This is a genomic window from Finegoldia sp. BIOML-A4, from assembly GCF_009679635.1.
Taxonomy (GTDB): Bacteria; Bacillota; Clostridia; order Tissierellales; family Peptoniphilaceae; genus Finegoldia; species Finegoldia magna.
On the sequence record NZ_WKZC01000003.1, the window covers coordinates 183,244 to 207,817 of the forward strand.

At 33.4% G+C, this 24,574-nt stretch carries 15 protein-coding genes; 12 read left to right on the top strand and 3 right to left on the bottom strand.

What is annotated here, in order from left to right; genetic code table 11:
* The 9 genes from GKG01_RS04305 (at position 1) to GKG01_RS04345 (ending at position 13,665) form a co-directional block, all read left to right on the top strand.
* On the top strand, positions 1 to 687 hold the full coding sequence (locus tag GKG01_RS04305) for an acyl-ACP thioesterase domain-containing protein (RefSeq protein WP_154271610.1): 687 nt from the start codon (positions 1 to 3) through the stop codon (positions 685 to 687).
* A 196-nt stretch (positions 688 to 883) separates the two neighbouring features.
* Entirely contained in the window at positions 884 to 4,438 is a 3,555-nt protein-coding gene (locus GKG01_RS04310) for a DNA-directed RNA polymerase subunit beta (RefSeq protein WP_154271611.1), read from the top strand.
* The gene (gene rpoC, locus GKG01_RS04315; protein ID WP_194164483.1) at positions 4,425 to 8,063 is read left to right on the top strand and encodes a DNA-directed RNA polymerase subunit beta'; all 3,639 of its coding nucleotides are present in this window, start codon (positions 4,425 to 4,427) and stop codon (positions 8,061 to 8,063) included. The genes GKG01_RS04310 and rpoC overlap by 14 nt, the downstream gene beginning before the upstream one ends.
* A gap of 60 nt (positions 8,064 to 8,123) precedes the next feature.
* Complete coding sequence (locus tag GKG01_RS04320) at positions 8,124 to 8,960, top strand: energy-coupling factor transporter ATPase (protein WP_154271612.1); 837 nt, start codon at positions 8,124 to 8,126, stop codon at positions 8,958 to 8,960.
* Between the two features lie 5 nt (positions 8,961 to 8,965).
* Positions 8,966 to 9,817 carry an energy-coupling factor transporter ATPase gene (locus GKG01_RS04325; RefSeq protein ID WP_154271613.1) on the top strand — a complete coding sequence of 284 codons (852 nt, stop codon included), beginning with the start codon at positions 8,966 to 8,968 and terminating at the stop codon, positions 9,815 to 9,817.
* Complete coding sequence (locus GKG01_RS04330) at positions 9,814 to 10,611, top strand: energy-coupling factor transporter transmembrane component T (RefSeq protein ID WP_154253598.1); 798 nt, start codon at positions 9,814 to 9,816, stop codon at positions 10,609 to 10,611. The genes GKG01_RS04325 and GKG01_RS04330 overlap by 4 nt, the downstream gene beginning before the upstream one ends.
* Positions 10,608 to 11,342, top strand: a complete 735-nt coding sequence (truA, locus tag GKG01_RS04335; protein WP_094224914.1) for a tRNA pseudouridine(38-40) synthase TruA — start codon at positions 10,608 to 10,610, stop codon at positions 11,340 to 11,342. The genes GKG01_RS04330 and truA overlap by 4 nt, the downstream gene beginning before the upstream one ends.
* Positions 11,343 to 11,354: 12 nt before the next feature.
* A complete protein-coding gene (locus GKG01_RS04340; protein WP_154271614.1) occupies positions 11,355 to 12,935 on the top strand; it encodes an ABC transporter permease subunit in 1,581 nt (526 codons plus the stop codon).
* On the top strand, positions 12,925 to 13,665 hold the full coding sequence (locus GKG01_RS04345; RefSeq protein ID WP_154271615.1) for an amino acid ABC transporter ATP-binding protein: 741 nt from the start codon (positions 12,925 to 12,927) through the stop codon (positions 13,663 to 13,665). The genes GKG01_RS04340 and GKG01_RS04345 overlap by 11 nt, the downstream gene beginning before the upstream one ends.
* A gap of 40 nt (positions 13,666 to 13,705) precedes the next feature.
* Here GKG01_RS04345 and GKG01_RS04350 read toward each other — a convergent pair whose 3' ends face one another.
* A complete protein-coding gene (locus GKG01_RS04350) occupies positions 13,706 to 16,837 on the bottom strand; it encodes a lectin like domain-containing protein (protein WP_154271616.1) in 3,132 nt (1,043 codons plus the stop codon).
* A 381-nt stretch (positions 16,838 to 17,218) separates the two neighbouring features.
* Here GKG01_RS04350 and GKG01_RS04355 point away from each other — a divergent pair, with 381 nt between their 5' ends.
* Genes GKG01_RS04355 through GKG01_RS04365 form a run of 3 tightly spaced genes read left to right on the top strand, consistent with a single transcriptional unit; the run spans position 17,219 to position 22,347 of the window.
* Positions 17,219 to 19,585, top strand: coding sequence for a lectin like domain-containing protein (locus GKG01_RS04355; protein WP_154271617.1), 2,367 nt, complete (start codon positions 17,219 to 17,221; stop codon positions 19,583 to 19,585).
* Between the two features lie 56 nt (positions 19,586 to 19,641).
* Positions 19,642 to 21,357 (top strand): CAMP factor family pore-forming toxin, encoded by a 1,716-nt coding sequence (locus GKG01_RS04360; protein ID WP_110057861.1) that lies wholly within the window; start codon positions 19,642 to 19,644, stop codon positions 21,355 to 21,357.
* Positions 21,358 to 21,369: 12 nt separating this feature from the next.
* Positions 21,370 to 22,347, top strand: a complete 978-nt coding sequence (locus GKG01_RS04365; RefSeq protein WP_154271618.1) for a CAMP factor family pore-forming toxin — start codon at positions 21,370 to 21,372, stop codon at positions 22,345 to 22,347.
* 79 nt (positions 22,348 to 22,426) lie between these two features.
* Here GKG01_RS04365 and GKG01_RS04370 read toward each other — a convergent pair whose 3' ends face one another.
* Together GKG01_RS04370 and GKG01_RS04375 are read right to left on the bottom strand one after the other, a co-directional pair.
* Positions 22,427 to 23,974, bottom strand: coding sequence for a cell wall-binding repeat-containing protein (locus GKG01_RS04370; protein WP_154271619.1), 1,548 nt, complete (start codon positions 23,972 to 23,974; stop codon positions 22,427 to 22,429).
* A gap of 9 nt (positions 23,975 to 23,983) precedes the next feature.
* On the bottom strand, positions 23,984 to 24,328 hold the full coding sequence (locus GKG01_RS04375) for a DUF5684 domain-containing protein (RefSeq protein WP_172975093.1): 345 nt from the start codon (positions 24,326 to 24,328) through the stop codon (positions 23,984 to 23,986).
* Positions 24,329 to 24,574 lie beyond the last annotated feature (246 nt).

Genomic DNA, 24,574 nt, shown 5'->3' on the forward strand with positions numbered 1-24,574 from the left:
ATGAAAGTTAGTTTAAATACGAAAGTTATGAACGTTTTTTGTGGGACAAATTCAAAAATAAGATTGAACAAGTTATTCGATTATATGCTTGAATGTTCCATTAAACAGGAAGAAATTCTTAAAGAAGAGCTTAAAGATTTGAATGGAAGTTGGATTATATATCAATGGGATGTTGATATAAATGACATGCCTGAAAGATTTGACGATTTGACAATTCAAACTTACCACACTTATACCAGAAAATTCTACGCTTTTCGTAACTACGATGTTTTTAGAAATGGCGAACTAATTGTAAGAGCTAAAACAAAATGGCTGCTTGTCAATCCGGAAAAGAAGCTTCCTATAAGAATAGGTGACGATCTTGGAGTGATTTACGGAAGAGAAGATGGTTATGCAATAATAGAAAAAGATGTGGAGTTACTAGATGGCGACTATGAAAAGTGTGGTGAGTATACTGTAAGAAAAACAGATATAGATTACAATTATCACGCAAACAATGCTAGATATATAGAATGGATTGAAAATTATCTTGACTATGACACAATTAAAAAGGTGGAAGTTGTATATAAGAAAGAACTTAAACTAGATGAAACTGTTGAAATTTATAAATTGGTAGAAGATTCTATCGTTTATTTCAGATTAATTTCTGATGGAGTTTTGAAAACAATTATAAAAATTACGAAATAAATTTAGCTCACAAAATGAATTTTTTGTTTTGTGAGTTTTTTTATTTTGAATTTTAGGAAATAGCTAAAATTTCGCAAAAAAATAATTGACAAAATAAAACTGTTGTTATATAATTCTAAGATACAGTATAAAAATGGATAATTATGCTATAAAGTAGATTATTTAGGAGTTTAAGATAGTATAAGGGGTGAAGTATATGCATACTGAAAAGTATGGAGTAACGGACAGAGTTAGCTTTTCTAGGAACAAAAATGTTTTGGGACTTCCAAATCTTATTGGTATTCAAACTGATAGTTTCGATTGGTTTGTAAAAAAAGGAATTAAGGAAGTTTTTGAAGATATTAGTCCTATAAAAGATTATGCGGGAAGTCTTGTTTTGGAATTTGTGGATTATTATTTTGAGGAAAATCCAAAATATACAATCCAAGAGGCAAAAGACAGAGATACTAACTATTCTTGCCCGTTAAAAGTGAAAGTAAGATTAATTAACACCGACACAGAAGAAGTAAAAGAACAAGAAGTTTTTATGGGTGATTTCCCTTTGATGACAGACAGCGGTACATTTATCATCAATGGTGCTGAAAGGGTAATTGTAAGCCAACTTGTAAGAAGTCCTGGTGTTTACTTCGCCGAAGAAATTGATAAATCAGGTAACAGCAACTTCGCATCTACAGTTATTCCAAACAGAGGTGCTTGGCTTGAAATGGATACTGATGCAAGTGGTGTAGTGAATATTAGAATCGACAGAACTAGAAAATTACCTGTTACTACATTACTTAGAGCTTTATTATTTGACACTGATGATGAAATAATTGAAGCTATGGGAGATTCTGAAATTTTAAGAAAAACTCTCGAAAAAGAAATTTCAAAAGACAGAGAAAGTGCTTTAATTGAAATTTATAAGAAATTAAAACCAGGAGATCCTGCATCTTTAGAAAGTGCAGAACCTTTGATTAACAACATGTTCTTTGACAGTAGAAGATACGACTTAGCAAAGGTAGGACGTTACAAATTTAATAAAAAATTATCTTTGAGAGACAGAATTACTAATCAAAAAGCAAAAGAAGATGTTGTGGATACATCAACAGGAGAAATATTAGCTACTGCAGGAGATTTGATTACTGAAGAAATGGCAATCGAAATCGAAAACGCAGGTATAAATGTTGTTGATGTTATCGGACACGAAGGTCAAAGTGTTCGTGTTATTGGTAACCACTTTGTTGATTTGGATAGTTTTGGTTTGGATATGGATTTATCTGATTTGAATTTGTCAGAAAAAGTTTATTATCCTATTATGGAAAAAATCTTGGAAGAAAATGATGACGAAAAATCAATCAAAAGAGCAATTGAAGAAAATGTTCATCAATTATCTCCAATTCATATAATCCATTCAGATATTTTGGCATCCATTAACTACGAATTCAATTTATTCTTTGGAATTGGTTCAACTGATGATATCGACCATTTAGGTAACAGACGTGTAAGAACTATTGGTGAATTGTTACAAAATCAATTTAGAATTGGTTTATCAAGAATGGAAAGAGTTGTAAGAGAAAGAATGAGTACACAAGACCCAGACTTGGCAACTCCACAATCATTAATCAACGTTCGTCCAGTTACAGCTGCAATCAAAGAATTCTTTGGTTCAAGTCAATTGTCACAATTCATGGAACAAACAAATCCATTGGCAGAACTTACTCACAAGAGAAGATTGTCAGCTTTGGGACCAGGTGGTTTATCTAGGGATAGAGCGGGCGTTGAAGTGCGTGACGTTCACGACTCTCACTATGGTAGAATCTGTCCAATAGAAACACCAGAAGGACCAAACATCGGTCTTATAACTTCCATGACAACTTATTCTACTACTAATGAATATGGATTCTTAGAAACTCCATACAGACGTGTTGACAAAGAAACTGGAGAAGTTACTGAAGATATTGTTTATTTGACAGCTGATGAAGAAGATAAATATATAATTGCACAAGCGAACGAACCATTGGATGAAAACTCTAGATTTGTAAATGAAAGAGTTTCTGGTCGTGGTATCAACGGCGAAAATGATATTTATCCAAGAGAACTTATCGACTACATGGACGTTAGTCCGCAACAAATCGTATCTGTAGGTACAGCTATGATTCCTTTCTTGGAAAACGACGATGCTACTCGTGCATTGATGGGCTCAAACATGCAAAGACAAGCAGTTCCATTGTTGGCAACTCAAGCACCAATTATCGGTACTGGAATTGAACACAAAGCTGCTAAGGACTCTGGTGTAGTAGTTAAAGCAAAACACAAAGGTACAGTTACAAAAGTTTCTTCTGATATGATTGAAATAACTCGTGATGAAGATAGAAAAGTTGACAAGTACACTATTCGTAAATTTAAAAAGGCAAACCAAGGTACAACTTTCAACCAAAGACCTATCGTAAATAAAGGGGACAAGGTTGATGTTGATGATATAATCGCAGACGGTCCAAGTACAAACATGGGAGAAATGGCTTTAGGTAAGAACATTCTTATTGCATTCATGACTTGGGAAGGATACAACTACGAAGATGCGATGTTATTAAACGAAAAATTAGTTGTTGATGATGTATTGACATCAGTTCATATAGAAGAACACGAATCAGAAGCTCGTGAAACAAAATTAGGCGCTGAAGAAATCACTAAAGATATTCCAAATGTCGGAGAAGATATGAGAAAGAATCTTGATGATGAAGGAATTATTAGAATTGGTGCTGAAGTAAAATCAGGAGATATTTTAGTTGGTAAAGTTACTCCAAAAGGAGAAACAGAATTATCTGCTGAAGAAAGATTATTGAGAGCTATATTTGGCGAAAAAGCTAGAGAAGTAAGAGATACTTCATTGAGAGTTCCTCATGGTGAATCAGGTGTTGTTGTTGATGTTAAAACTTATTCAAGAGCAAACGGCGATGAATTATCTCCTGGTGTTAACAAGGTAGTTAGAGTATACGTGGCTACTAAGAGAAAGATCATGGTTGGGGATAAAATGTGTGGTCGTCACGGTAACAAAGGTGTCGTTTCAAGAATTATGCCAGAAGAAGACATGCCATACTTACCAGATGGTACACCAGTTCAAGTAGTTCTTAACCCATTAGGGGTACCAAGTCGTATGAACATCGGACAAGTACTTGAAGTTCATTTGGGACTTGCAGCTAGTAAATTAGGTTGGAAAGTTGCTACACCAGTATTTGATGGTGCAAGTGACATTGAAATAGAAGATGCTTTGGAAGAAGCAGGATATCCAAAGACAGGAAAGATTTGGTTAAGAGATGGTAGAAGTGGAGAATACTTCGACAACCCAGTAACTGTAGGATACATGTATATGTTGAAACTACACCACATGGTTGCAGAAAAAATCCACGCTAGATCAACTGGACCATACTCTCTTGTAACTCAACAACCATTGGGTGGTAAAGCTCAATTTGGTGGTCAAAGATTTGGAGAAATGGAAGTTTGGGCATTAGAAGCATACGGTGCAGCTCATACTCTTCAAGAAATTTTAACTGTTAAATCAGATGATGTTGTAGGTCGTGTTAAAACTTATGAAGCTATTATTAAAGGGGAAAATATTCCTGAACCAGGAATTCCTGAATCATTCAAAGTTTTAATTAAGGAACTTCAATCATTATCTTTGGATGTTAAATTACTTGATGAAAATAATGAAGAAGTCGAATTGATAGAAGAAGACGATGATTCTAGCGAATTCGGCAGCGATGATAGACTATAAGAAAGGAGAGGGCTCCTTGGTACAAAAAAATACTTTTGAAGCTATGAAAATTGGTTTGGCTTCACCAGACAAAATCAGACAATGGTCTTGGGGAGAAGTTAAAAAGCCAGAAACTATAAATTATAGAACATTAAAACCTGAAAAAGAAGGTTTATTCTGTGAAAAAATATTTGGACCTACAAAAGATTACGAATGTAATTGTGGTAAATACAAAAGAATAAGATACAAGGGTATTGTATGCGAAAAATGTGGTGTAGAAGTTACAAAATCAAAAGTTAGACGTGAAAGAATGGGCCACATAGAACTTGCAACTCCTGTAAGTCATATCTGGTATTTCAAAGGAATTCCATCACGTATGGGATTGTTATTAGATATGAGTCCTAGAGCACTTGAAAAAGTTCTTTATTTTGCATCATTTGTAGTTATAGATCCAGGTAAAACTGATTTATACGAAAAACAATTATTAACTGAACAAGAATACGAAGATTACTGTGATAAGTACGAAGAAGATGTTGATTTCAGAGCCAAAATGGGAGCTGAAGCAATCAAAGAACTTCTTCAAAAAATAGACTTACAAGAAGAATACAAAAACTTAACTGAAACTTTTGAAGGGGCAACTGGACAAAAGAAAGTTAGAATTTTAAGAAGACTTGAAGTTGTAGAAGCATTCATCGAATCAAAGAATGATCCTTCATGGATGATTATGGATGTAATTCCAGTTATTCCACCAGATATCAGACCAATGGTACAACTTGAAGGTGGAAGATTTGCTACAAGCGATTTGAATGATTTATACAGAAGGGTTATCAACAGAAATAATCGTCTAAAAAGATTATTGGATATTGGATCTCCTGAAATCATTGTAAGAAACGAAAAAAGAATGCTTCAAGAAGCAGTAGATGCTCTTATCGACAATGGTAGACGTGGTAAACCTGTAACAGGACCTGGTAACAGACCATTAAAGAGCTTGTCAGATATGCTTAAAGGTAAATCTGGTCGTTTCAGACAAAACTTGTTAGGTAAGAGAGTTGACTATTCTGGTCGTTCAGTAATAGTTATCGGACCAAACTTGAAATTCTATCAATGCGGTCTTCCTAAGAAAATGGCTCTAGAATTGTTCAAACCATTTGTAATTAGAGAATTAGTTAAGAGAGAAATTTCACACAACGTCAAAAACGCTAAGAAATTAGTTGAAAGAGAAAATGACAGAGTGTGGGATGTTTTGGAAGATATTATAGTCGATCATCCAGTATTATTAAACCGTGCACCGACATTGCACAGACTTGGTATTCAAGCTTTTGAACCAATATTAGTTGAAGGTAAAGCTATCAAACTTCACCCATTAGTATGTACTGCATACAATGCGGACTTTGACGGTGACCAAATGGCAGTCCATTTGCCATTATCTCCAGAAGCACAAGCAGAAGCTAGACTTTTGATGTTAAGTACGAACAACATTCTTGCGCCAAAAGATGGTAAACCAATCACAACTCCTTCACAAGATATGGTATTGGGTTCATTCTATATGACTACTAGAAAAGAAGGTCAAAAAGGTGAAGGCTTAATCTTCAAAGATATAGATGAAATGATGTTAGCTTATGCAATGCATTATGTAACATTGCAAACAATAGTAAAAGTTAAACGTGACAGTGTGAATAACGATGGTACAAGTAAAATCGTAGAAAGCACTGTTGGTAGATTTATCTTCAACGAAGGAATCCCTCAAGATTTGGGTATGGTGAACAGAGAAGAAGATCCATATTCACTTGAAGTTGATTTGCAAGTAGACAAGAAAATGCTATCTAAAATCATCGATTTAACTTTCAGAAAATATGGAAATATTAGAACTGCTGAATTGTTAGATTACATCAAATCTATGGGATACAAGTATTCTACAATTGGTGCGTTGACAATATCAATGGGAGATATTACAATTCCAGATTCAAAGAAAGTTATCATTGAACAAGCTGAACAAAGAATTGATATGGTTCAAGATATCTATCTTCAAGGGGATATTACAAACGAAGAAAGATACAAGAAAGTTATCGAAATTTGGGAACAATGTATTAAAGATGTAACTAAAGCATTGATGACAAACCTTCCTGCTGATAATAACTTGAATATAATGGCCGTTTCTGGAGCCCGTGGTAGTGAAAACCAAATCAGACAATTAGGTGGTATGCGTGGTCTTATGTCCGATACTGCTGGTAATACAATCGAAATTCCTATCACATCAAACTTCCGTGAAGGTCTTTCAGTACAAGAGTTCTTTATTTCAACACACGGTTCAAGAAAAGGTCTATCAGATACAGCGCTTAGAACTGCAGACTCTGGATATTTGACAAGAAGACTTGTAGATGTATCACAAGATGTAATCATAACTGAAGATGATTGTGGTACTGATGAATATATAGTTGCAAAAGAAATCAAAGACGGTAACAGACAAGTTGAAGATTTGAAATCTAGAATTATTGGTAGATACGCATTCGAAGATATTCTCGATTTGGATACTGGAGAAATCATAGTTCATAAAAATGATATGATCAATGAAGCTATTGCGGAAAGAATAGAATCAAAAGGTATCAAAGAAGTTAAGGTAAGAAGTGTTCTTGGATGTAAGATGAAACACGGTGTTTGTGCTAAATGTTACGGTAGAAACTTAGCTACTGGTAAGCCTGTAAACATTGGTGAAGCAGTTGGTATAATTGCCGCACAATCAATAGGTGAACCAGGTACACAATTGACAATGAGAACTTTCCACTCAGGTGGTATCGCCGGAGTAGGAATCACATCAGGTCTTCCTAGAGTTGAAGAATTATTTGAAGCTCGTAAACCAAAAGGACTTGCTTACATTACTGAAATAGAAGGTACTGTAAAAATCCAAGAAAACAAAAAGAGAAATGATGTTATCGTAACTGCTGAAGACGGCGAAGAAAAAGTTTATCAAATTCCATACGGCGCTCACATTAGAGTTAACGACGGAGATCATGTTGAAAAGGGAGAACCATTAACAGAAGGTTCAATCAATCCACAAGATATTCTTAGAGTTAACGGGGCTGAAGGCGTTCGTGATTATATAATTAGAGAAGTTCAAAAAGTTTACAGATTACAAGGTGTAGACATTGACGATAAGCACATTGAAATAATAATCAGACAAATGATGAGCAAAATTAAAATCGAAGAAAGCGGAGATTCAGGGTTCTTATCAGGTAGTGTAGTAGATGCGAGAGATTTCAAGATGACTAATGAACAACTTGTCAAAGAAGGAAAAACTCCTGCAACAGGAACTCATTCGTTAATGGGTATCACAAAAGCATCACTTGCAACTGAAAGTTTCTTATCTGCAGCATCATTCCAAGAAACTACAAGAGTATTAACAGAAACATCTATTAAAGGAAAAGTTGATCACTTAATAGGCTTAAAAGAAAATGTAATAATTGGTAAACTTATACCTGCCGGTACAGGAATAGCAAAATATGACAGAATTGAAGTAGATTATGACGGTAAAGCTGAAGAAGATATGATTGAAGCTGAAAAAGCACAAGAAATAAATGATTCTGAAGTAGAGGAAGAATCTACAGTAAAATCTGGAAATTACGAATCATTACAAGATGAAGATAAATAATATTTAAGAATTAAGGGATGTGAATTAGCATCCCTTTTTTTATAAAATTGAGGAGTTTTGATGAAAAAGGATACAAACATCATAGAAATAAAAAACTTAAGTTTTCAATATGAAGGTTCATCAAAAAAAGTATTAAAAAACTTAAACATAGATATTAAAGAGGGAGAATTCATCTGCGTATTAGGGCACAACGGATCTGGAAAGTCCACACTAGCAAAACTCATTAATGCTCAATACATTCCAACTGAAGGGGATATTTTAGTTGGAAATATGAACACAAAAGATGATGATAGCTTGTGGGATATTCGTGAAATGTGTGGGATGGTATTCCAAAATCCTGACAACCAATTGGTAGCGACAATCGTCGAAGAGGACGTTGCATTTGGGCCTGAAAATTTGGGAGTTCCAAGAGAAGAACTTCGCAAAAGAGTAGATGAATGTCTTGAACTTGTGGGAATGAGTGAGTACAAGCGACATTCACCAGCACTATTATCTGGAGGTCAAAAACAAAGAATTGCGATTGCAGGTATATTAGCAATGAATCCAAAGTGTTTGCTAATGGATGAGCCGACAGCAATGCTCGATCCTCAAGGAAGAAAAGACATCTTGGATACTGTTTTGAAACTAAGAGAAATGGGCAAAACTATAATCCACATTACCCATTACATGGAAGAATGTGTAAATGCCGACAGAATAATCGTGATTAATGAGGGTGATGTAGTGCTTGAAGGAACTCCAAGGGAAGTTTTCTCAAATGTCGAACAAATGAAAGAAATTGGTCTTGATGTTCCAGAGCCTACTGAAATCAGCTACCTTTTAAATAAATCAAATATAAATGTGAGAGCTGATGTCCTTACTGTAGACGAACTCGTTGAAGCTTTGGAGAGTGTTAGGTGATAGATATGAAGATAGAATGCAAAAATTTAGAACATATTTATAACAAATCAAATCCATTTGAAAAAGTAGCCCTCAAAGATATCAATTTAGAGATAAATCTTGGAGAATTTATTGGAATTATAGGACACACTGGAAGCGGCAAATCAACACTAGCACAACATTTGAATGGATTATTGGAACCAACAGGTGGCGATGTTTTGGTTGACGGGATATCAACAAAGACAAAAGTAAAAACAGATATAAGAAAAAATGTTGGATTAGTATTTCAATATCCAGAGTATCAACTATTTGAAGAAACTTGCTACAAAGACATTGAATTTGGACCGAAGAATTTGGGACTTACAGATAAAGAAATCAAAGAACGTGTAGAGTGGGCTTGCGATGCTGTTGGATTAGACGTTGAACACATGAAAGAAAAATCACCATTTGAATTATCTGGTGGACAAAAAAGAAGAGTTGCAATTGCCGGTGTTTTGGCGATGAAACCAAAATTTTTAGTACTAGATGAACCAACTGCAGGGCTCGATCCATTGGGACGCGATATGATTTTAAATCAAATAAAACAACTTTTTGAAAGAGAAGACATGACAGTTATTTTGGTAAGCCATAGCATGGAAGATATCGCAAAACTTTGCAACAGAGTAATTGTTATCGACAAAAGTCAGATTTTTATGGACGATAAGCCGGAAGTTGTGTTTAGCAAAGAAAAAGAGCTAAAAGAAATTGGACTTAGCATCCCACAATCGACACAAGTTGTGAGAAGATTGAAAGAAAAAGGACTAGATGTCAAAACGGATTGCTTGAATGTTGAACAAGCTTATGAAAACATCAAAAAAGCTATGGGGGCAAAATCATGATAAAAGATATAACAATTGGTCAATATTTTGCATCTGATAGCATTATTCACAAGCTTGATCCAAGAGTAAAGGTAACATTTGTATTTTTATATATTATTGCGATATTTCTTATAAGTAAACTTTGGGTATACGCACCTGTATTGGTGTTCCTAATAGCTATAATCAAAATTTCAAAAATAAAACCAAATTTTGTATTCAAAGGAGTTAAACCACTTCTTCCAATTATTTTGTTGACTTTTATACTTAACGTATTGATGACACCGGGAGAAGTTGTGTGGAAATGGAAAATATTTACTGTCACAAAATCAGGATTGAACTTGGGATTTTTTATGGCATTTAGATTGATATTCTTGGTTTTAGGTACAAGTTTATTGACCTTGACAACATCACCAATCGAATTGACGGATGCTATGGAAAAAATGCTTCATCCCTTTGCTAAAATAGGCTTTCCTGCTCATCAATTTGCAATGATGATGACAATAGCACTTAGGTTTATCCCCACACTATTTGAAGAAACAGACAAAATAATGAAAGCTCAAATGGCTAGAGGCGCAGATTTTGAATCGGGAAATATAATCAAGAGAGCTAAAAACCTCGTACCACTTCTAGTTCCACTGTTCATAAATGCGTTAAAAATAGCAGGAGAACTTGCAGTAGCCATGGAAGCTAGATGTTATCGTGGAGGAGAAGGAAGGACAAGGCTGAATGAATTATCCTATCAAAAAAGAGATTTCATAGCCTATGCTGTTATTATTTTATTATTCATTTTAATTATTGTGAGTAGAATAATATGAAAAATATAAAACTGACAGTTCAATATGATGGCTCAAAATTTTACGGATGGCAGAAGTTGAATGATTTGCCATCCGTACAATTAGAAATAGAAAAAGCAGTGACAAAAATGGTAAATCAACCAGTCAAAATAAATGGAGCTGGAAGAACTGACAAAGGAGTTCATGCAAAAGGTCAAGTATGTAACTTCATTGTTGACACAGATATTTCAGCAAACCAATTTCTAATGGGAGTCAACCACTTCACGAGTGATTCAATTGTCATAGTAAAATCAGAAGAAGTGGATTTGGATTTTCATGCGAGATTTAGTGCAAAATCAAAGACATATAAATACATTTTATGCAACAAATACTATATGGAGCCTTGGTTTAATGACTATAAAGGTCACAGAAAATACTACTTAGATTTTGATTTGTTGCTAAAATGCAGAGATATGCTCATTGGAAAACATGATTTTACATCATTCGTTAATGATTTGGAAGAAGATACCAATCCAATTAGAACTATTGATGAAATTACAATCGAAAGAATAGACGACGATATTGTATTTACATTTAAGGCTGAAAGTTTTCTTAGGAATATGGTTAGAATTTTGGTTGGAAGCATGGTTGATGTAGCCAGAGGGAGAAAAAGCATAGAATGGCTTAAAAATGCTTTGGAAAATAAAGACAGACAGTCTGCAGGAATTACGATTGAACCTTGTGGATTGTATTTAATGGATATCGAATATTAAAAGGGGGAGTAAATGAAAAACTTTAACAGAAAACTCATCAGCGTACTTATGATACTAATGATGATGTTTGTTTTCATTGACACCGAATCTTTTGCAGAAAAAGATACATTTGTAATAGGAATGGAGGCGAACTACGCACCGTTTAACTGGTCACAATCGACAGATGAAAATGGAGCCTATCCTATTGAAAACAGCAAAGGTGAATATGCAAACGGATACGACTTGCAAATAGCTAAAAAAATCGCCGACAGTTTGGGCAAGAAATTAGTTGTAGTAAAAATGGAATGGGACGGACTTGCACCGGCAGTTATGAGCGGAAAAGTTGATGCGATAATTGCAGGAATGAGTCCAACAAAAGAAAGAAAAGAACAAATTGATTTTTCAGATACTTATTACAGTTCTGATTTGGTAATTGTAACAAAAAAAGACAGTAAGTATATCAAAGCAAAATCATTAGATGATTTAAAAGATTTTAAAATTACTGGTCAATTGAACACGTTTCACTATACAGTAATTGATCAAATCAAAGATTGTGACAAACTACCTGCAATGGAAAGTTTTCCATCAATGCTGTCTGCAGTTTTGGCAGAGAAGATAGATGGATATGTCGCAGAAAGACCACAAGCATTAAGTGCAGAAGCATCTAATGCTGAGCTTTCATACATTGAATTTGAAAAAGGTTCGGGATTTGAAACATCAGCTGAAGATACATCTATTGCAATCGGTGTGAAGAAAAATTCTGATTTGACAGAAAAAATCAACGAAGCTTTGAAGAAAATAAGTCCAGAAGAAAGAGATAAGTTGATGCAGAAAATGGTAAGATTGAACGTAGAAAAAGACCAACCACAAGGATTCTTATCAAAAGTAAAAAGCATTTTTAATGAATACGGATCACTTTTCTTAAAAGGGGCTTTGATGACATTGTTTATAGCCAGTGTATCGACAATTATTGGATTTCTAATCGGAATACTTGTTGCAGTTATTAGAAATATGAAACTAGATAAGGATAAAAACAAATTCACTTATTATCTTCACAAAGTTATCAATTTTATTTTAGCTTGTTATGTTGAAATATTCAGAGGAACACCAATGATGGTACAATCAATGTTGATTTATTTTGGAGCCAAATTATATCTTGGAATTGATATGGCGCCAATTAGTGCAGCTTTGTTCATTGTTAGTGTCAACACAGGAGCTTATTTGTCAGAAGTTGTACGTGGTGGAATTAATTCTGTCGATGTCGGACAAATGGAGGCTTGTAAGGCTTTGGGAATGACACACGGTCAATCCATGATTAATGTAATATTGCCACAAGCAATCAAAAACATTTTGCCTTCTATAGGAAATGAGTTTGTAATCAACATTAAGGATACATCCGTATTGAACGTAATCAGTGTTACAGAATTATTCTTCGTATCTAAATCAATTGCAGGCTCAACTTATAATATATTTGAAACTTATGCAGTTACTTGCATTATATATTTCGTGTTGACATTCTCTTTGACTAGACTTTTATTATTTATTGAAAAGAAATCAAATAACAGAGAATACGTAATGGAAGCTACTACTGGAGGAATGTTCAATGGAAAATAAAATAATAGAATTACAGCATTTGAAAAAAAGTTACGACGGAGTAGAAGTTCTAAAAGATATCAACTTTACGATATCAAAAGGAGAAGTTCTATCTATAATCGGATCATCTGGTTCTGGTAAGTCTACTATGCTAAGATGCATCAATTTACTTGAAAAACCAACAGGTGGAGATATTTTATATCATGGAGAATCCATACTTTCTTCCAAATTTAATCAAAATAAATTCAGATCCAAAGTAGGTATGGTATTTCAACAATTTTATTTGTTTGAAAATATGAGTGTAATGGATAATTGCACTGTCGCACAAATCAAAGTTTTGAATAGAGACAAGGAATCTGCAGTTAAAGAAGCTAAAAAATATTTGGAACTTGTAGGAATGATTGACCATGCACATAAGAAACCAAGCATGTTATCAGGTGGACAAAAACAAAGAGTTGCTATTGCAAGAGCATTGTGTATGAATCCAGAAGTTTTATTGTTCGACGAACCAACATCTGCACTAGATCCTGAAATGGTTAACGACGTATTGCAAGTAATGTCAAAACTTGCAGAATCTGGAATGACAATGGTTGTGGTCACACATGAAATGCAATTCGCAAGAGATGTGTCTACAAGAGTTTGTTTCATGAATGAAGGCTACATCATTGAAGATACAGATCCAAAAACAATGTTTACAAATCCAAAACATGAAAGAGTAAAAGAATTCTTGAAGAATTATTTGAATAACTAAAATAGACGCCCTTTATCGCACAGGATAAAGGGCGTTAATTTTATCTAATATTTCTAATGTAATTGTGAATTACATAATTGTTGTTATATTTGCTATACAAATTATACGGACTGTAGATTGAATTGATTTGAAGTTTATCTGAACTACCAAATGAAACCTTCAAATCAAACGAAGTGTTTGGATTTGATTCTGGCCAAGCTTTTACAGTGAAATCTGTTGGTGATGTTGCAGTTTGTTGTTTTATAAACATGGTTGCAACACCATTCGAATCAGTTGTTTTAGTAATTGTTTGATCGAATCCTTTTTGATTTCTAATTCTAATATTTAATTTTAAATTTGCGATTTTCTTGTCGTTTTCATCTGTAGCAAATATTTTAATGTTCGCTGTATCAGTAAGATTATAAGATTTTTTATCTGTTTCGAACTTTAACTTTACGGTTTGTTTTGTTTCAGGTTTGTTTTCAGTATCTTTTACAATAAGTGTTGTATTTGCTGAAGAATTTTTGTAGCCTGTTTTTGAAACTGTGGCTTCAATATAATATCTTCCTGGTTTTTCTGGTCTGAATGTGTAGTAACAATTACCGTAGCTATCAGTTCTAAATCTTTTTTCTTGTTTATTATCATTTTCATCAGTGATGCTTAATACTACATCTGCACCTGAAATTCTTCTTGTATTAGTCTTAGAAGTTACAGTTATCATAGAATTTTGGTTCAATTTGATTTCTGTATTGTCCAAATCAACTTTAGTTTCAAAAGTTATTCTGTTATCTTTTACTTCAAAATTTACATTATCTTCGTTAGTATTGCCTTTTGAATCTGTAGCTGTGATATTTACATCGTAAGTTCCAGCTTCATCTAATTCGTCGGATTTTAAATATAGTATAGATTGTCCACGGTAGTTTGTAGTCAATTCTTTTTCTATTAATTTCTTAGACGGTTTGGTAATTGTGAATTTGACTTTTGCATCTTTTATGTTTCTTTTGTTTGAATCTGTTACTACAGCGGAAATATTATTAGTATTACCTATAGATATTGAATTTCTGTAGACATTGGACTTAATATTTACTGCCATATTGCTTTCAGGGCTGTCACCTTCTACATAAATTACAGCAAAGTTTGAAACGTTTGAACCGTCTTTTGATTTGGCAAATATTTTTACTTTACCTGGATTGTTGCATACAACCATAGCGTTATCTACTGATGCGATGTTTTCGTCCGAACTTTCCCAAGTTATATCGCGGTTTTTGGCATTTGCAGGTAATATTCTAGTATCAATTCTGAATTTGTCGCCTACTTTTGTTTTTTTATAGGAAGGATACATAATAATACTTTGGACTTTGACATCCTTGTCAACACTATCATCAATATTTGGCTTTTCATTTTCTAGTACGTTAACTCTGATGTATTGCAAAATTCTAGGATTGTCTGCAGACTTAACAGTTACATAACATTGTCCGGGACTTAAAGCTCTTATTAATCCAGAATTATCTACAGCACACACATTCGTATTAGAGGATGACCACATCAATTCCTTGTTTGTCGCATTTTCTGGATAAACTTTTGTATTTATTTGAGAATCTTCTCCAACTCTTAAAGTAATATTGTCTTCTGACACTGTGATTTTATTTACTCTAATTTCTTGATCAGGTTCAGGAACATCTGGTTGTGGAGTAGGATCCACTGGATCAGGGTCTGGTGTTGGATTGACATTGGTTCCTGAATAAGGTTTTGTGAAAGCTTTCAAGCATACATTTGCGTTTGCTCTGTTTCTCGCCAAATCAGACCAATTATATCCATCGTTAGAAATAAATGATTGATTGTATCCAGCTCTTGCTCTTGAAGAATATCCGTAAATCATAGATTCAATTGGAATAGGGTAGCTGTAACCAGGAGTTGTAAGTTTTACAATTGGTGCAAAATAAGCTCCTGCATTTATTTTTTGTGGATTGAATTTGACAGTTGTATATCCTGCGTTTTCCACAGTTCCACGTGCAACCAAAACTTTATCATTGAAACCACTATTTCCACCGATATTTGTATTTACATAAATTTCGTATTGGGCACCGTTTGATGGAACGAAGAAACCAACCTCGTCGATTTGGCTAGTTCTACTAACAGGACCAAAAATATTTGAAAACCAACCAGTTTGATTGTAGCCGATGCTATCTGTCATTCCCAAATCATCATAATACCAGATGGATTTATTTCTATCTTTTTCTTTTAAAACAAAAATACAGTTTCCCTTAGAAATGTGAGCATCATAATACGATACATGATAATATCCACCTTGATTTCCCCAACGATCGCCCCAACTATTTTTTACAAGCCAAGCACCATCTCCAGGAGGAGTTATACCGAAATTGTATCTTGAATAATCATCGTCCCATCCTATAATAGTTACAGCGTGATTTTGCCAACCATAACCAGGATTGTAATGACTCATAGTATAGAAATTAGTATAATTTGTGTCACCATTTACAGTTGTGTAAGATGCACCGTATCTCATTATCGCTCTTTTTAATCTGTCACGATCTTGATTATTGTTTACATCTGGAATGTACAAAGCTTCCTTCAATTCCTTTGCTGGAAGTAAATTATAGGGAGAGCTAAAATCGTAAGCAGAATAAGGATCATCTTTTTCCCAAATTGGTCCAGACCATCTTGATAGATAAGCTGCAGCGACTGCTCTTGTACCACCTTGATCAGGACCCCAGTCAAAACCATGAGTGTTTCTCAAATGTTTTTCAGAAAAATCTGTGAATTGACCATTCGTGAGCATATTCGATTCTGCAGAACCATAAGTAGCAAACGCCCAACATGATCCGTTTGGTCCCTGAGCTTTTACTGGAGTAACTCTGTTGTGCTGACGCAAATCGTAGTTTGCAGGAATTCCATAAGCCTTTTGTCTTGGAATGTCTTCTTTTTGATTAAACAAATCGTAGTTTGTATTAACCAAGAAAGGATCTTCGTTTGAACCGTAGTTTTTAGTAGTCTTAGGACTACTCATTTGTCTGCTAAATGCGGGATTACGAGGCGCTTCAGAAAAATCGATTTCTTTTACAGTTAAATCATCGTTTAATTTGAATTTGTTTTGACTTTCTGCAAAACTTGTAGAAAACAGTGATTGCAACGTAAAAACCGCAATAAAAAGCAATAAATTTTTTCTTTTCATATTCAACTCCTTGCAATGATTTTAAATATTAATTCAGGGTTAAAATAGTATACTTAACACTATTAAGAATTAACAACTATATTATACTACTTTTGGAAGAATAAATATATATCTTCGAAAATTCAAAAAAATGATGAATATTGTGATTTTCAGTCATTTAACACTGTAGTATGTTAAAATCCATTTTAAAAAATGTAAATTTTTAAATAATTAATGTAAAATTTCCTTAATAATATAGATTTTTTGAAATTATGTGATATAATAAAATCAACAAATACCAAAAACTAAATTAATAAATATCTAGATTCAAAATAATTTTAAGAATTAGAGCATATTTATTAAGGCTATTAATTTAGTAGCATATTTCAATAGGAGGGCGTTATGAAAATTAAAAAGTTTTTGAGTCTACTACTAGGAACAGTTCTAGTTTCATCGATGTTAGTTACTGGTCCAACGTTTGCAGATGAAAACAAAAATTCTAAACTAGAATTAAGTCCCGTTGAAAATAGTTTTAAAGAAAATTCCAAGGATGACGAATTGTTAATCTCTCCATTGAAGACATCTTACGATTCAGTTCGTTCAACTTCTAGAGCAGCATTGCCAGCAAAATATGATTTGAGAAAAACTAACAGAGTTTCCTCAGTCAAAAATCAAGGACAAAATGGTTCTTGCTGGACATTTGCTACATATGGTTCCATGGAATCTTATTTAAAATTATTTGGAAAAGAATTTGATTTTAGTGAAAAACACATGAGAAACATGCATGGGTTCGATTGGGGTCCAAATGATGGAGGTAACAGAGATATTGCAACATCATATCTTGCTAGAGGGACAGGTCCGATTTTAGAAAAAGACGATCCTTACGATGCTTACATTAATGTTTCACCTACGAATGTGAAAAGAGCATTTGATTTGGATAAAGTTATTTATCTACCTGATGTTCACAATGCAAATGAAACTAATGTTATCAAACAAGCTATTATGGAATACGGTGGAGTGTATACAACTTTAAGTTCTCAAAAATATTACGAAAAGAAAGAAACTAAAAGTTACTACAATCCTGGAAGCGGAAAAGCAGATCACGCAGGAACAATTGTAGGATGGGATGATAACTTTTCAAAAAATTTATTCCAAGCAAAGGCTCCTGGAGATGGAGCATGGATTGTAAAAAATAGTTGGGGAACAAGTTTCATGGATGGCGGTTACTACTACGTATCGTATTACGATGGTTTCTGTGGAAAATCCAATGCAGTGTTTATTCCTCAAAGGAAAGATCCTAATGCGGTAATTTCACAATACGACGATTTCGGAGCAACAAGAAGTGTTGGATACAATATGCAAGGATACATTGCAAATGTATTTACTTCTAATGAAGATCAAACAATTTACCAAGCGGGTTTATTCACAGTTGCTATGAATACACAATACAAATTGTACATTGTAAGAGATTTACAATCTACAGATGATTTGGCAGCTAAAAGAGAAGAAATCGGCAGTGGTGTGATTGAATACCCAGGATATTACACATTAGATACTACCCAAATCAAAGTAAAAAAAGGCGAAAGATTTGCAATAGTAGCGTACATGGATTCATCAGCTGCTAATTACAAATATCCAATGCCTATTGAAATGCCGATTGCAGATTATGCTTCCAAAGCAAAAGCGCAAGAAGGTCAATCTTATGTTTCATCACAAGGAGACAAATGGACTGATTTGACTAAGGAAGTTAAAAATGCAAATGCTTGTATAAAAGCTATCGGAACTACTGGAGAAGTTCTCCCAAGAGACACTGTCCCAGAAGTTGATCCTGATGAAGTAATCGAAGAGCCAACTTCAATCACTGTAAAAGAAGGTAGTCAAGGATTTATAAGCGTCAAGAAAAAAGGAAAACTTCACGCGACAGTTCAACCAGAAAAATTCAACAACGATCCGGTTGTTTTTGAGTCATTGGACAAAAATGTTGCAGTTGTAAAAAACGATGGAACAGTTTATCCAGTGAATGTTGGAAATGCAAATATCTTGATAAAAACAGTCGATGGGAAAATTACACAAAGATTTAATCTATTGGTAGCTCCAGAAGGAATTAGAGTTCCTGATAGAAAAATGATTGAGGTAATCGGGGATAATGATTATGATCCAAAAACAGATCCAGATAATACAGAAATACCAGTTATTCCACCTAAACCACCGATAGATAATCAAGAACTAGATCCTAAAGTTGTTAGAAGTTTGGGAGTATCAGTTCCATCAGTAACTATTAAACAAGGTGATAAGTTTAATTTGGATCCAAAAATTTTAACTTATCCACAAACTGCTATAAGAAATTTTGATTTCAATATAAGTAACACTGACATAATTGACATCGATTCAAAATCAGTGATTACGGCTAAAAAAATCGGAAGAACAAAGTTAGATATCAAAACAAAAGAAGGATTACAAACAAGCATTACAATAATTGTAATACCAAAAGAAAAAGGCGAAATTACTGTAGAAAAATTCGCACCATCTAAAAGACGTGCAGGAATATTTACTGTATTTATAGATGCAAAAGAAGGAGACAGAGGATATTCTGGTCCAGCAAAACTAACAGTAAAAAGTGGCAATAGAAAATTAACTAGAACAATATATTTCAACTCAGGTCATGCACAATCTAAATTCCACGGAGGGCAATTTGGAGTGTGGAGAAAAGATTTCGAAGCGACTATAACTATTAGAGATCATGAAGAGACAGTAAAATTTGGGTTTTAATCAATAACGGGTAGTGCCGATTGTTAAACAAAATATTTAGTTCATAGGAGGGAAATATGAAACATTTAAAGAAATCATTAGCAATGATTTTAGTGTTCGCTATGACTTTTATAGCTGTTGCACCTTTGAGTGAAGTTTTCGCAGATTCTTTGGGAGTACAACAAGAAGAACCTAAACTTGAAATCTCAGAATTAAAAGAAGGTTTGACACAAGCTGTAAAATCAGTTGAAGACATAGAACCAGCTGATGAAAAGTACAAGGAAGTTATGGATCAGTTTTATGAAGCACATGATTTCTTAGACAAAGAAATCAAAGTAGCTGAAATGAAACAACGCCAAGCAGTAGGAAGTGCAGAAGCTGTAGGAGCATTAGAAAACACAATCTATGATTTATCTACAATTCCAGTAAGAGTACAATTGATGATTAGAATTGGTAGAGCAATCAGATTTGCAACTACTGAATTATCTAACAAAGTTGTAGCAGCTCACACTAAAATCACAGAATATATAATAACTGGTTTATTATATGCTGTTAATCCTTTTGCTAGTGAAGCTCAAATTATGGATTACATCCAAAAATTTGACCAATTGGAACAAGAATTGTTAGCTTATCCTGATTTAGGGCCAAATGACATAGCCACTATCTACAAAAAAGCTGCAGTTTGGAGAGAAATCAGAGAAGCTAAAAAAGTACGTGCTTCAAGAACAAGATTTGGTAATTCATTTATCGTAAGAGAATTAAGTGAAGAAATTTCAAAAACAGTAGGTTTGCAATTCAGAATCACAGTAAAATGTGGTGAATTAGATGAACAAGTTAAGAAACTTCACGAAGCAATGGAAAAAATTACTGGACCAAAAATCAAAGCTGAAAAAATTGAATTTAAAGAAGGCAATATGGGAGCCATCTCAATCAACAAAACAACAACAATCAGCCCAGTAGTAAGACCAAACGAAGTTAAAGACAAAGAAGTATTCATCTACTCATCAAATGCATTTATGGCAAGAGTAGTTGGAAAAACAATAATTCCACTAAGAACTGGAACTGTTATGATTACAGTAGTTTCAAAAGATGGATGTGCAAAATCAAACTTTGAACTTCACATCGTAGAACCTGGTCACAGCGTAGAAGGAATTCCATTCTTACAAGCTACAGGAGAAAATTCAGAATATCTTAACACTAATACAAATGGTGGTGGAGTAGTTGGAGATAACTCTTCAGTTGGAAAAGATATTTATGAAGTTAAAAATATTGGTTTCTCAGTAAAATCTACTACATTAAAAATTGGAGATACATTTGATTTAAAATCAAAGACATTTGTATTCCCTGAAAATGCATTAGAAAAAGAAGTTTCTTATAAGTCAGATAACGAAGCTATCGCAACAGTTAATGAAAAAGGAACAATCGAAGCAGTTGCAGAAGGATCAACTACAATAACTGCAACTACAAAAAACGGAGTAACTAATAAATTTAAACTAAACGTAATCAAGAAAGTTGACAAAGACGAATATCAAATAACAGAAATCAACCCTTCAGAAAGAAAAGCTGGAATATTCTCAATCGAATTCAAAGCAACTAAAAATGGTAAAAAGTACAACGGACCAGCAAAAGTAACAGTGTCAAACACTAAAAAAGCAATTGAAAGAGAAGTTTACTTCAACAACGGAGTTGCATCAGTTAAATACAACGGATTTGAATTTGGAACATGGGTTAAAGATTTCAACGTTAAAATCGAATTAAAAGACCAAGTAAAAACATTTGAACTAAATTATTAGGAGATGAAAAATATGTTAAAAAAAGCATTATCAGTAGTATTACTATCTAGTATGTTATTGGGAACAGTAGCACCGGCAGTATCTTATGCACAAGAAGATAAACTTGAAATCGTTCAAGGAGCAGAAGAAACTGAAAAATTAGGAATTGATGAAGCAGAAGTTTACAAAAGACAAATCAAATCAATTCAAAACGAAGTTAACTCAATCCAAGTTAAAAGAGAAGATGAACAAGAAATGGTTGACAAATTCAACGAAACTTCTCTTGAAATCAGCGAAAAAATAGACCAAACAGCAGTAGGAATGGGAGTAGCAGATATTTATGATTTATCATCTATTCCACAAAGATTATTGTTACTAGGAAGAATGGGAAGAGCAATCAGATTTGCTACAACTCAATTAAGATACAAAGTAGATGCAGCACATGCAGAAATCGCTGAATACATCTTCGGAGGATTCGTAATCGCAGCATCTCCATTCCACACAGTTGAAGATATGAAAGTTTACATGGCACAATTCGAAGCATTATCACAAAAATTACTTAGCTACCCAGATGCTGGATTAAATGATACTGCTAACATCTATGTAAGATCTGATTTAGATCACAAATTAGCAAAAGCTAGATCATTAAAATTCCATGAATTAAAGAATATGTCTGGTGCAGTAATCGATAAATTAACTGCAGAAATTAGAGAAATAACGGCTTTAAGATTAAGACCACAAGCAACTGTAGCTGAAATTTATCAATTAAGTGACAGATTAGACCAAGCAGTATTTGAAGCATTGAACAGCGAAGATTACAGAGCAAGTAAAACTGAAATTGAAGCTTTAAAAGAAGCTATGAACAAAGCTATAAGAGCTAGAAGACATGGAGACAAGAGAGCAGAAGTTGGAAAAGCAATTGATCGTGCAAAACAAGAATTGGCAAAAATTAGACCATCAAGTGTAATCGCAGCTCAATTAGTACAACAATTCCAAACTTACTATGAATAAAATTTATTAAGATTAGAAAAATAGTAGATTAATAGTAAAAAGCCACCATATGGTGGCTTTTGTTTTATATATTATAAAATTATCTCACAACAACTGCATATTTTTTGATGTTGTATCTTTTATCAAAAAGTGAGCGGGATATCCAATATCCATTTGGCTTATCCTCTGCTGGATCTACGATGTGCATTCTGTTTTTATCGTAACCATCAACTACCATTACGTGTGCGTTGTAGAGGGCATTTTTTCCCCAGAAATAATCTTTAAATGTTGGATTTCTAAATTTGTATGTGCCGAAAAATATTACAGGGTTTCCTTTTGAGATTTCTTCTCTTATATATTCTGAAGATTTGCCAGAAATATTTTCTGCGTTTGCGTATTTTTTAGCCCATTTTGTTAATGGCTCTGGGAATATTGATTGATAAATTCTTTCATCGATATTAAAAGGAGAGCCTGCAAATCCATGATTTGGATTGTTGTCTTTTGCTAGTGGCATTTCTTTTATAAATTGGTTAATATTAGTGTTAGTTTTGATATTTTTGTAGTGTAAACATTGCAGAAGTGATGCTGCTTCGCATCCCATTGGTAAACCTGCTTTGTTTTGGTTGATTTGAGGGACATTTAATAATACGTAGTCTTTTTTAGGTGGAGTTTTTCCGATTATTTCGTCAAATTTTGGATGAAGTCCGCCCCCGACTAACGTTATTGTATTGGGATTTAATTTATCGAAGAAATTTTTCTCTGATTTTGTTAAATTGTTTTTTGTTGATACAAATATTATCGGACTTTTTTCATTTGCTGCAAGTGGTGCTACGGTAACGCAGTCTATAAGTTCAGAAAATCTTTGAGCGCCGTTTTTGGCTAAGAAAATAGATTTTGAATTTTTGAAGAATGCGTCGGCTATTTTCATACTTGTATCATTTCTATTTTCCCCATAAATAATTATTGGATTTGGGAAATTTTTGGATAATTTTGCTGTTGCTCCGCCTATTAAATAAGTGTTGTTGAATGTATAGTTTGCATATTTTTCTTCAAATGATTTTATGTCATTTCCGACGAATAAAATTGGACTATTCATACGACATGCAGCTGCACTGACACTTGCTGAATCTACGATTGATTTGGTAGAGTGAACTAAAAATGCACTGTCGAACTGTTTTGTTTGGTTGAGATTAGAAAGTTCTTTTGATATTTCAAATGATGTATCAATTCTGTCTTTTCCAGATATTCTTCTTACATTATAACCTTGTTTTATTAGATTTGTTTCTTGTGATTTGGAAATACTTTGAGTGCCACCTACAAGTATAATATTTGTAGATTTAAGTCTTTGAATTTCTTTTAATGTAGATTGGTTAATTTTAGCAAAATCTGTTAAAAGTATCGGGCTATTTATTTTATGTGCCAAGACTCCTACAGATAACGAATCTGCGATTTTTTCTGAATTTACGATTATAACTGTGTCTGATGTTTTTGGATAAGATTTTTTTGATATTTGTATAGCTGTTTCGTATCTATTTTTTCCTTCGATTGAAGCTTTTTCGATTTGCTTTATAGCTGATGTTGGTTGTGATATGAAAATCGCTAATAAAAAAGCTAATGCAATGATTTTAAAATTTTTAAAGTTTTTCATTTTTAACTCCTAACCTAAAGATCTAAGGGGTCCGATATATTCAAGCTCACTCCATCCAATATATACTCTTGTAAGATGAGGAAAGAATACTGAAATTATTTTGAAAAGCAAATCCTCTTGTCCGTAGACTCTTACTTGTGAGTAGTTTAGATGCAAAATTACAAAGAAATTTATTATTGGAATTAGTAGTGCCAGGGATGCGATTTCTGTTCCATAAACTATTTTGAACAATAGCCAGATATTTAATAATGGTACAAAACTCCACAATCCAAATATTCCAGCTTTTTCAAACATTTTCCACAATCCTATTGCATTTATTACATATAAAAATAATACAATTGTTGTTGTAATCACTTTAATCACTCCTTTATATTATTATAGCATTTTTAAAACAATTTATTGGCATTAGCGTGAGAAATTTTGTATAATTTTCATAAATATTTGACAAATTATTAAAAATATAATATTATAATTCTATTAAAAGCTGTGATCAGAACGGAATATTTTGATTGATTTTACAGAGAATCCTGTTTGGTGAGAGGGATAAATTAAGAAATATTCGAATCATCTGAAAGAAGCTCACAGATCTAATAGGTTTGT

What these genes read in the sequence shown, in the direction of transcription:
- GKG01_RS04365 (WP_154271618.1), top strand. Translation starts at nt 21,370, where the DNA reads ATGTTAAAAAAAGCATTATCAGTAGTATTACTATCTAGTATGTTATTG.
- GKG01_RS04370 (WP_154271619.1), bottom strand. Translation starts at nt 23,974, where the DNA reads ATGAAAAACTTTAAAAATTTTAAAATCATTGCATTAGCTTTTTTATTA.
- GKG01_RS04320 (WP_154271612.1), top strand. Translation starts at nt 8,124, where the DNA reads ATGAAAAAGGATACAAACATCATAGAAATAAAAAACTTAAGTTTTCAA.
- GKG01_RS04345 (WP_154271615.1), top strand. Translation starts at nt 12,925, where the DNA reads ATGGAAAATAAAATAATAGAATTACAGCATTTGAAAAAAAGTTACGAC.
- GKG01_RS04350 (WP_154271616.1), bottom strand. Translation starts at nt 16,837, where the DNA reads ATGAAAAGAAAAAATTTATTGCTTTTTATTGCGGTTTTTACGTTGCAA.
- GKG01_RS04355 (WP_154271617.1), top strand. Translation starts at nt 17,219, where the DNA reads ATGAAAATTAAAAAGTTTTTGAGTCTACTACTAGGAACAGTTCTAGTT.
- GKG01_RS04330 (WP_154253598.1), top strand. Translation starts at nt 9,814, where the DNA reads ATGATAAAAGATATAACAATTGGTCAATATTTTGCATCTGATAGCATT.
- rpoC (WP_194164483.1), top strand. Translation starts at nt 4,425, where the DNA reads ATGATAGACTATAAGAAAGGAGAGGGCTCCTTGGTACAAAAAAATACT.
- GKG01_RS04325 (WP_154271613.1), top strand. Translation starts at nt 8,966, where the DNA reads ATGAAGATAGAATGCAAAAATTTAGAACATATTTATAACAAATCAAAT.
- GKG01_RS04340 (WP_154271614.1), top strand. Translation starts at nt 11,355, where the DNA reads ATGAAAAACTTTAACAGAAAACTCATCAGCGTACTTATGATACTAATG.
- GKG01_RS04310 (WP_154271611.1), top strand. Translation starts at nt 884, where the DNA reads ATGCATACTGAAAAGTATGGAGTAACGGACAGAGTTAGCTTTTCTAGG.
- truA (WP_094224914.1), top strand. Translation starts at nt 10,608, where the DNA reads ATGAAAAATATAAAACTGACAGTTCAATATGATGGCTCAAAATTTTAC.
- GKG01_RS04305 (WP_154271610.1), top strand. Translation starts at nt 1, where the DNA reads ATGAAAGTTAGTTTAAATACGAAAGTTATGAACGTTTTTTGTGGGACA.
- GKG01_RS04360 (WP_110057861.1), top strand. Translation starts at nt 19,642, where the DNA reads ATGAAACATTTAAAGAAATCATTAGCAATGATTTTAGTGTTCGCTATG.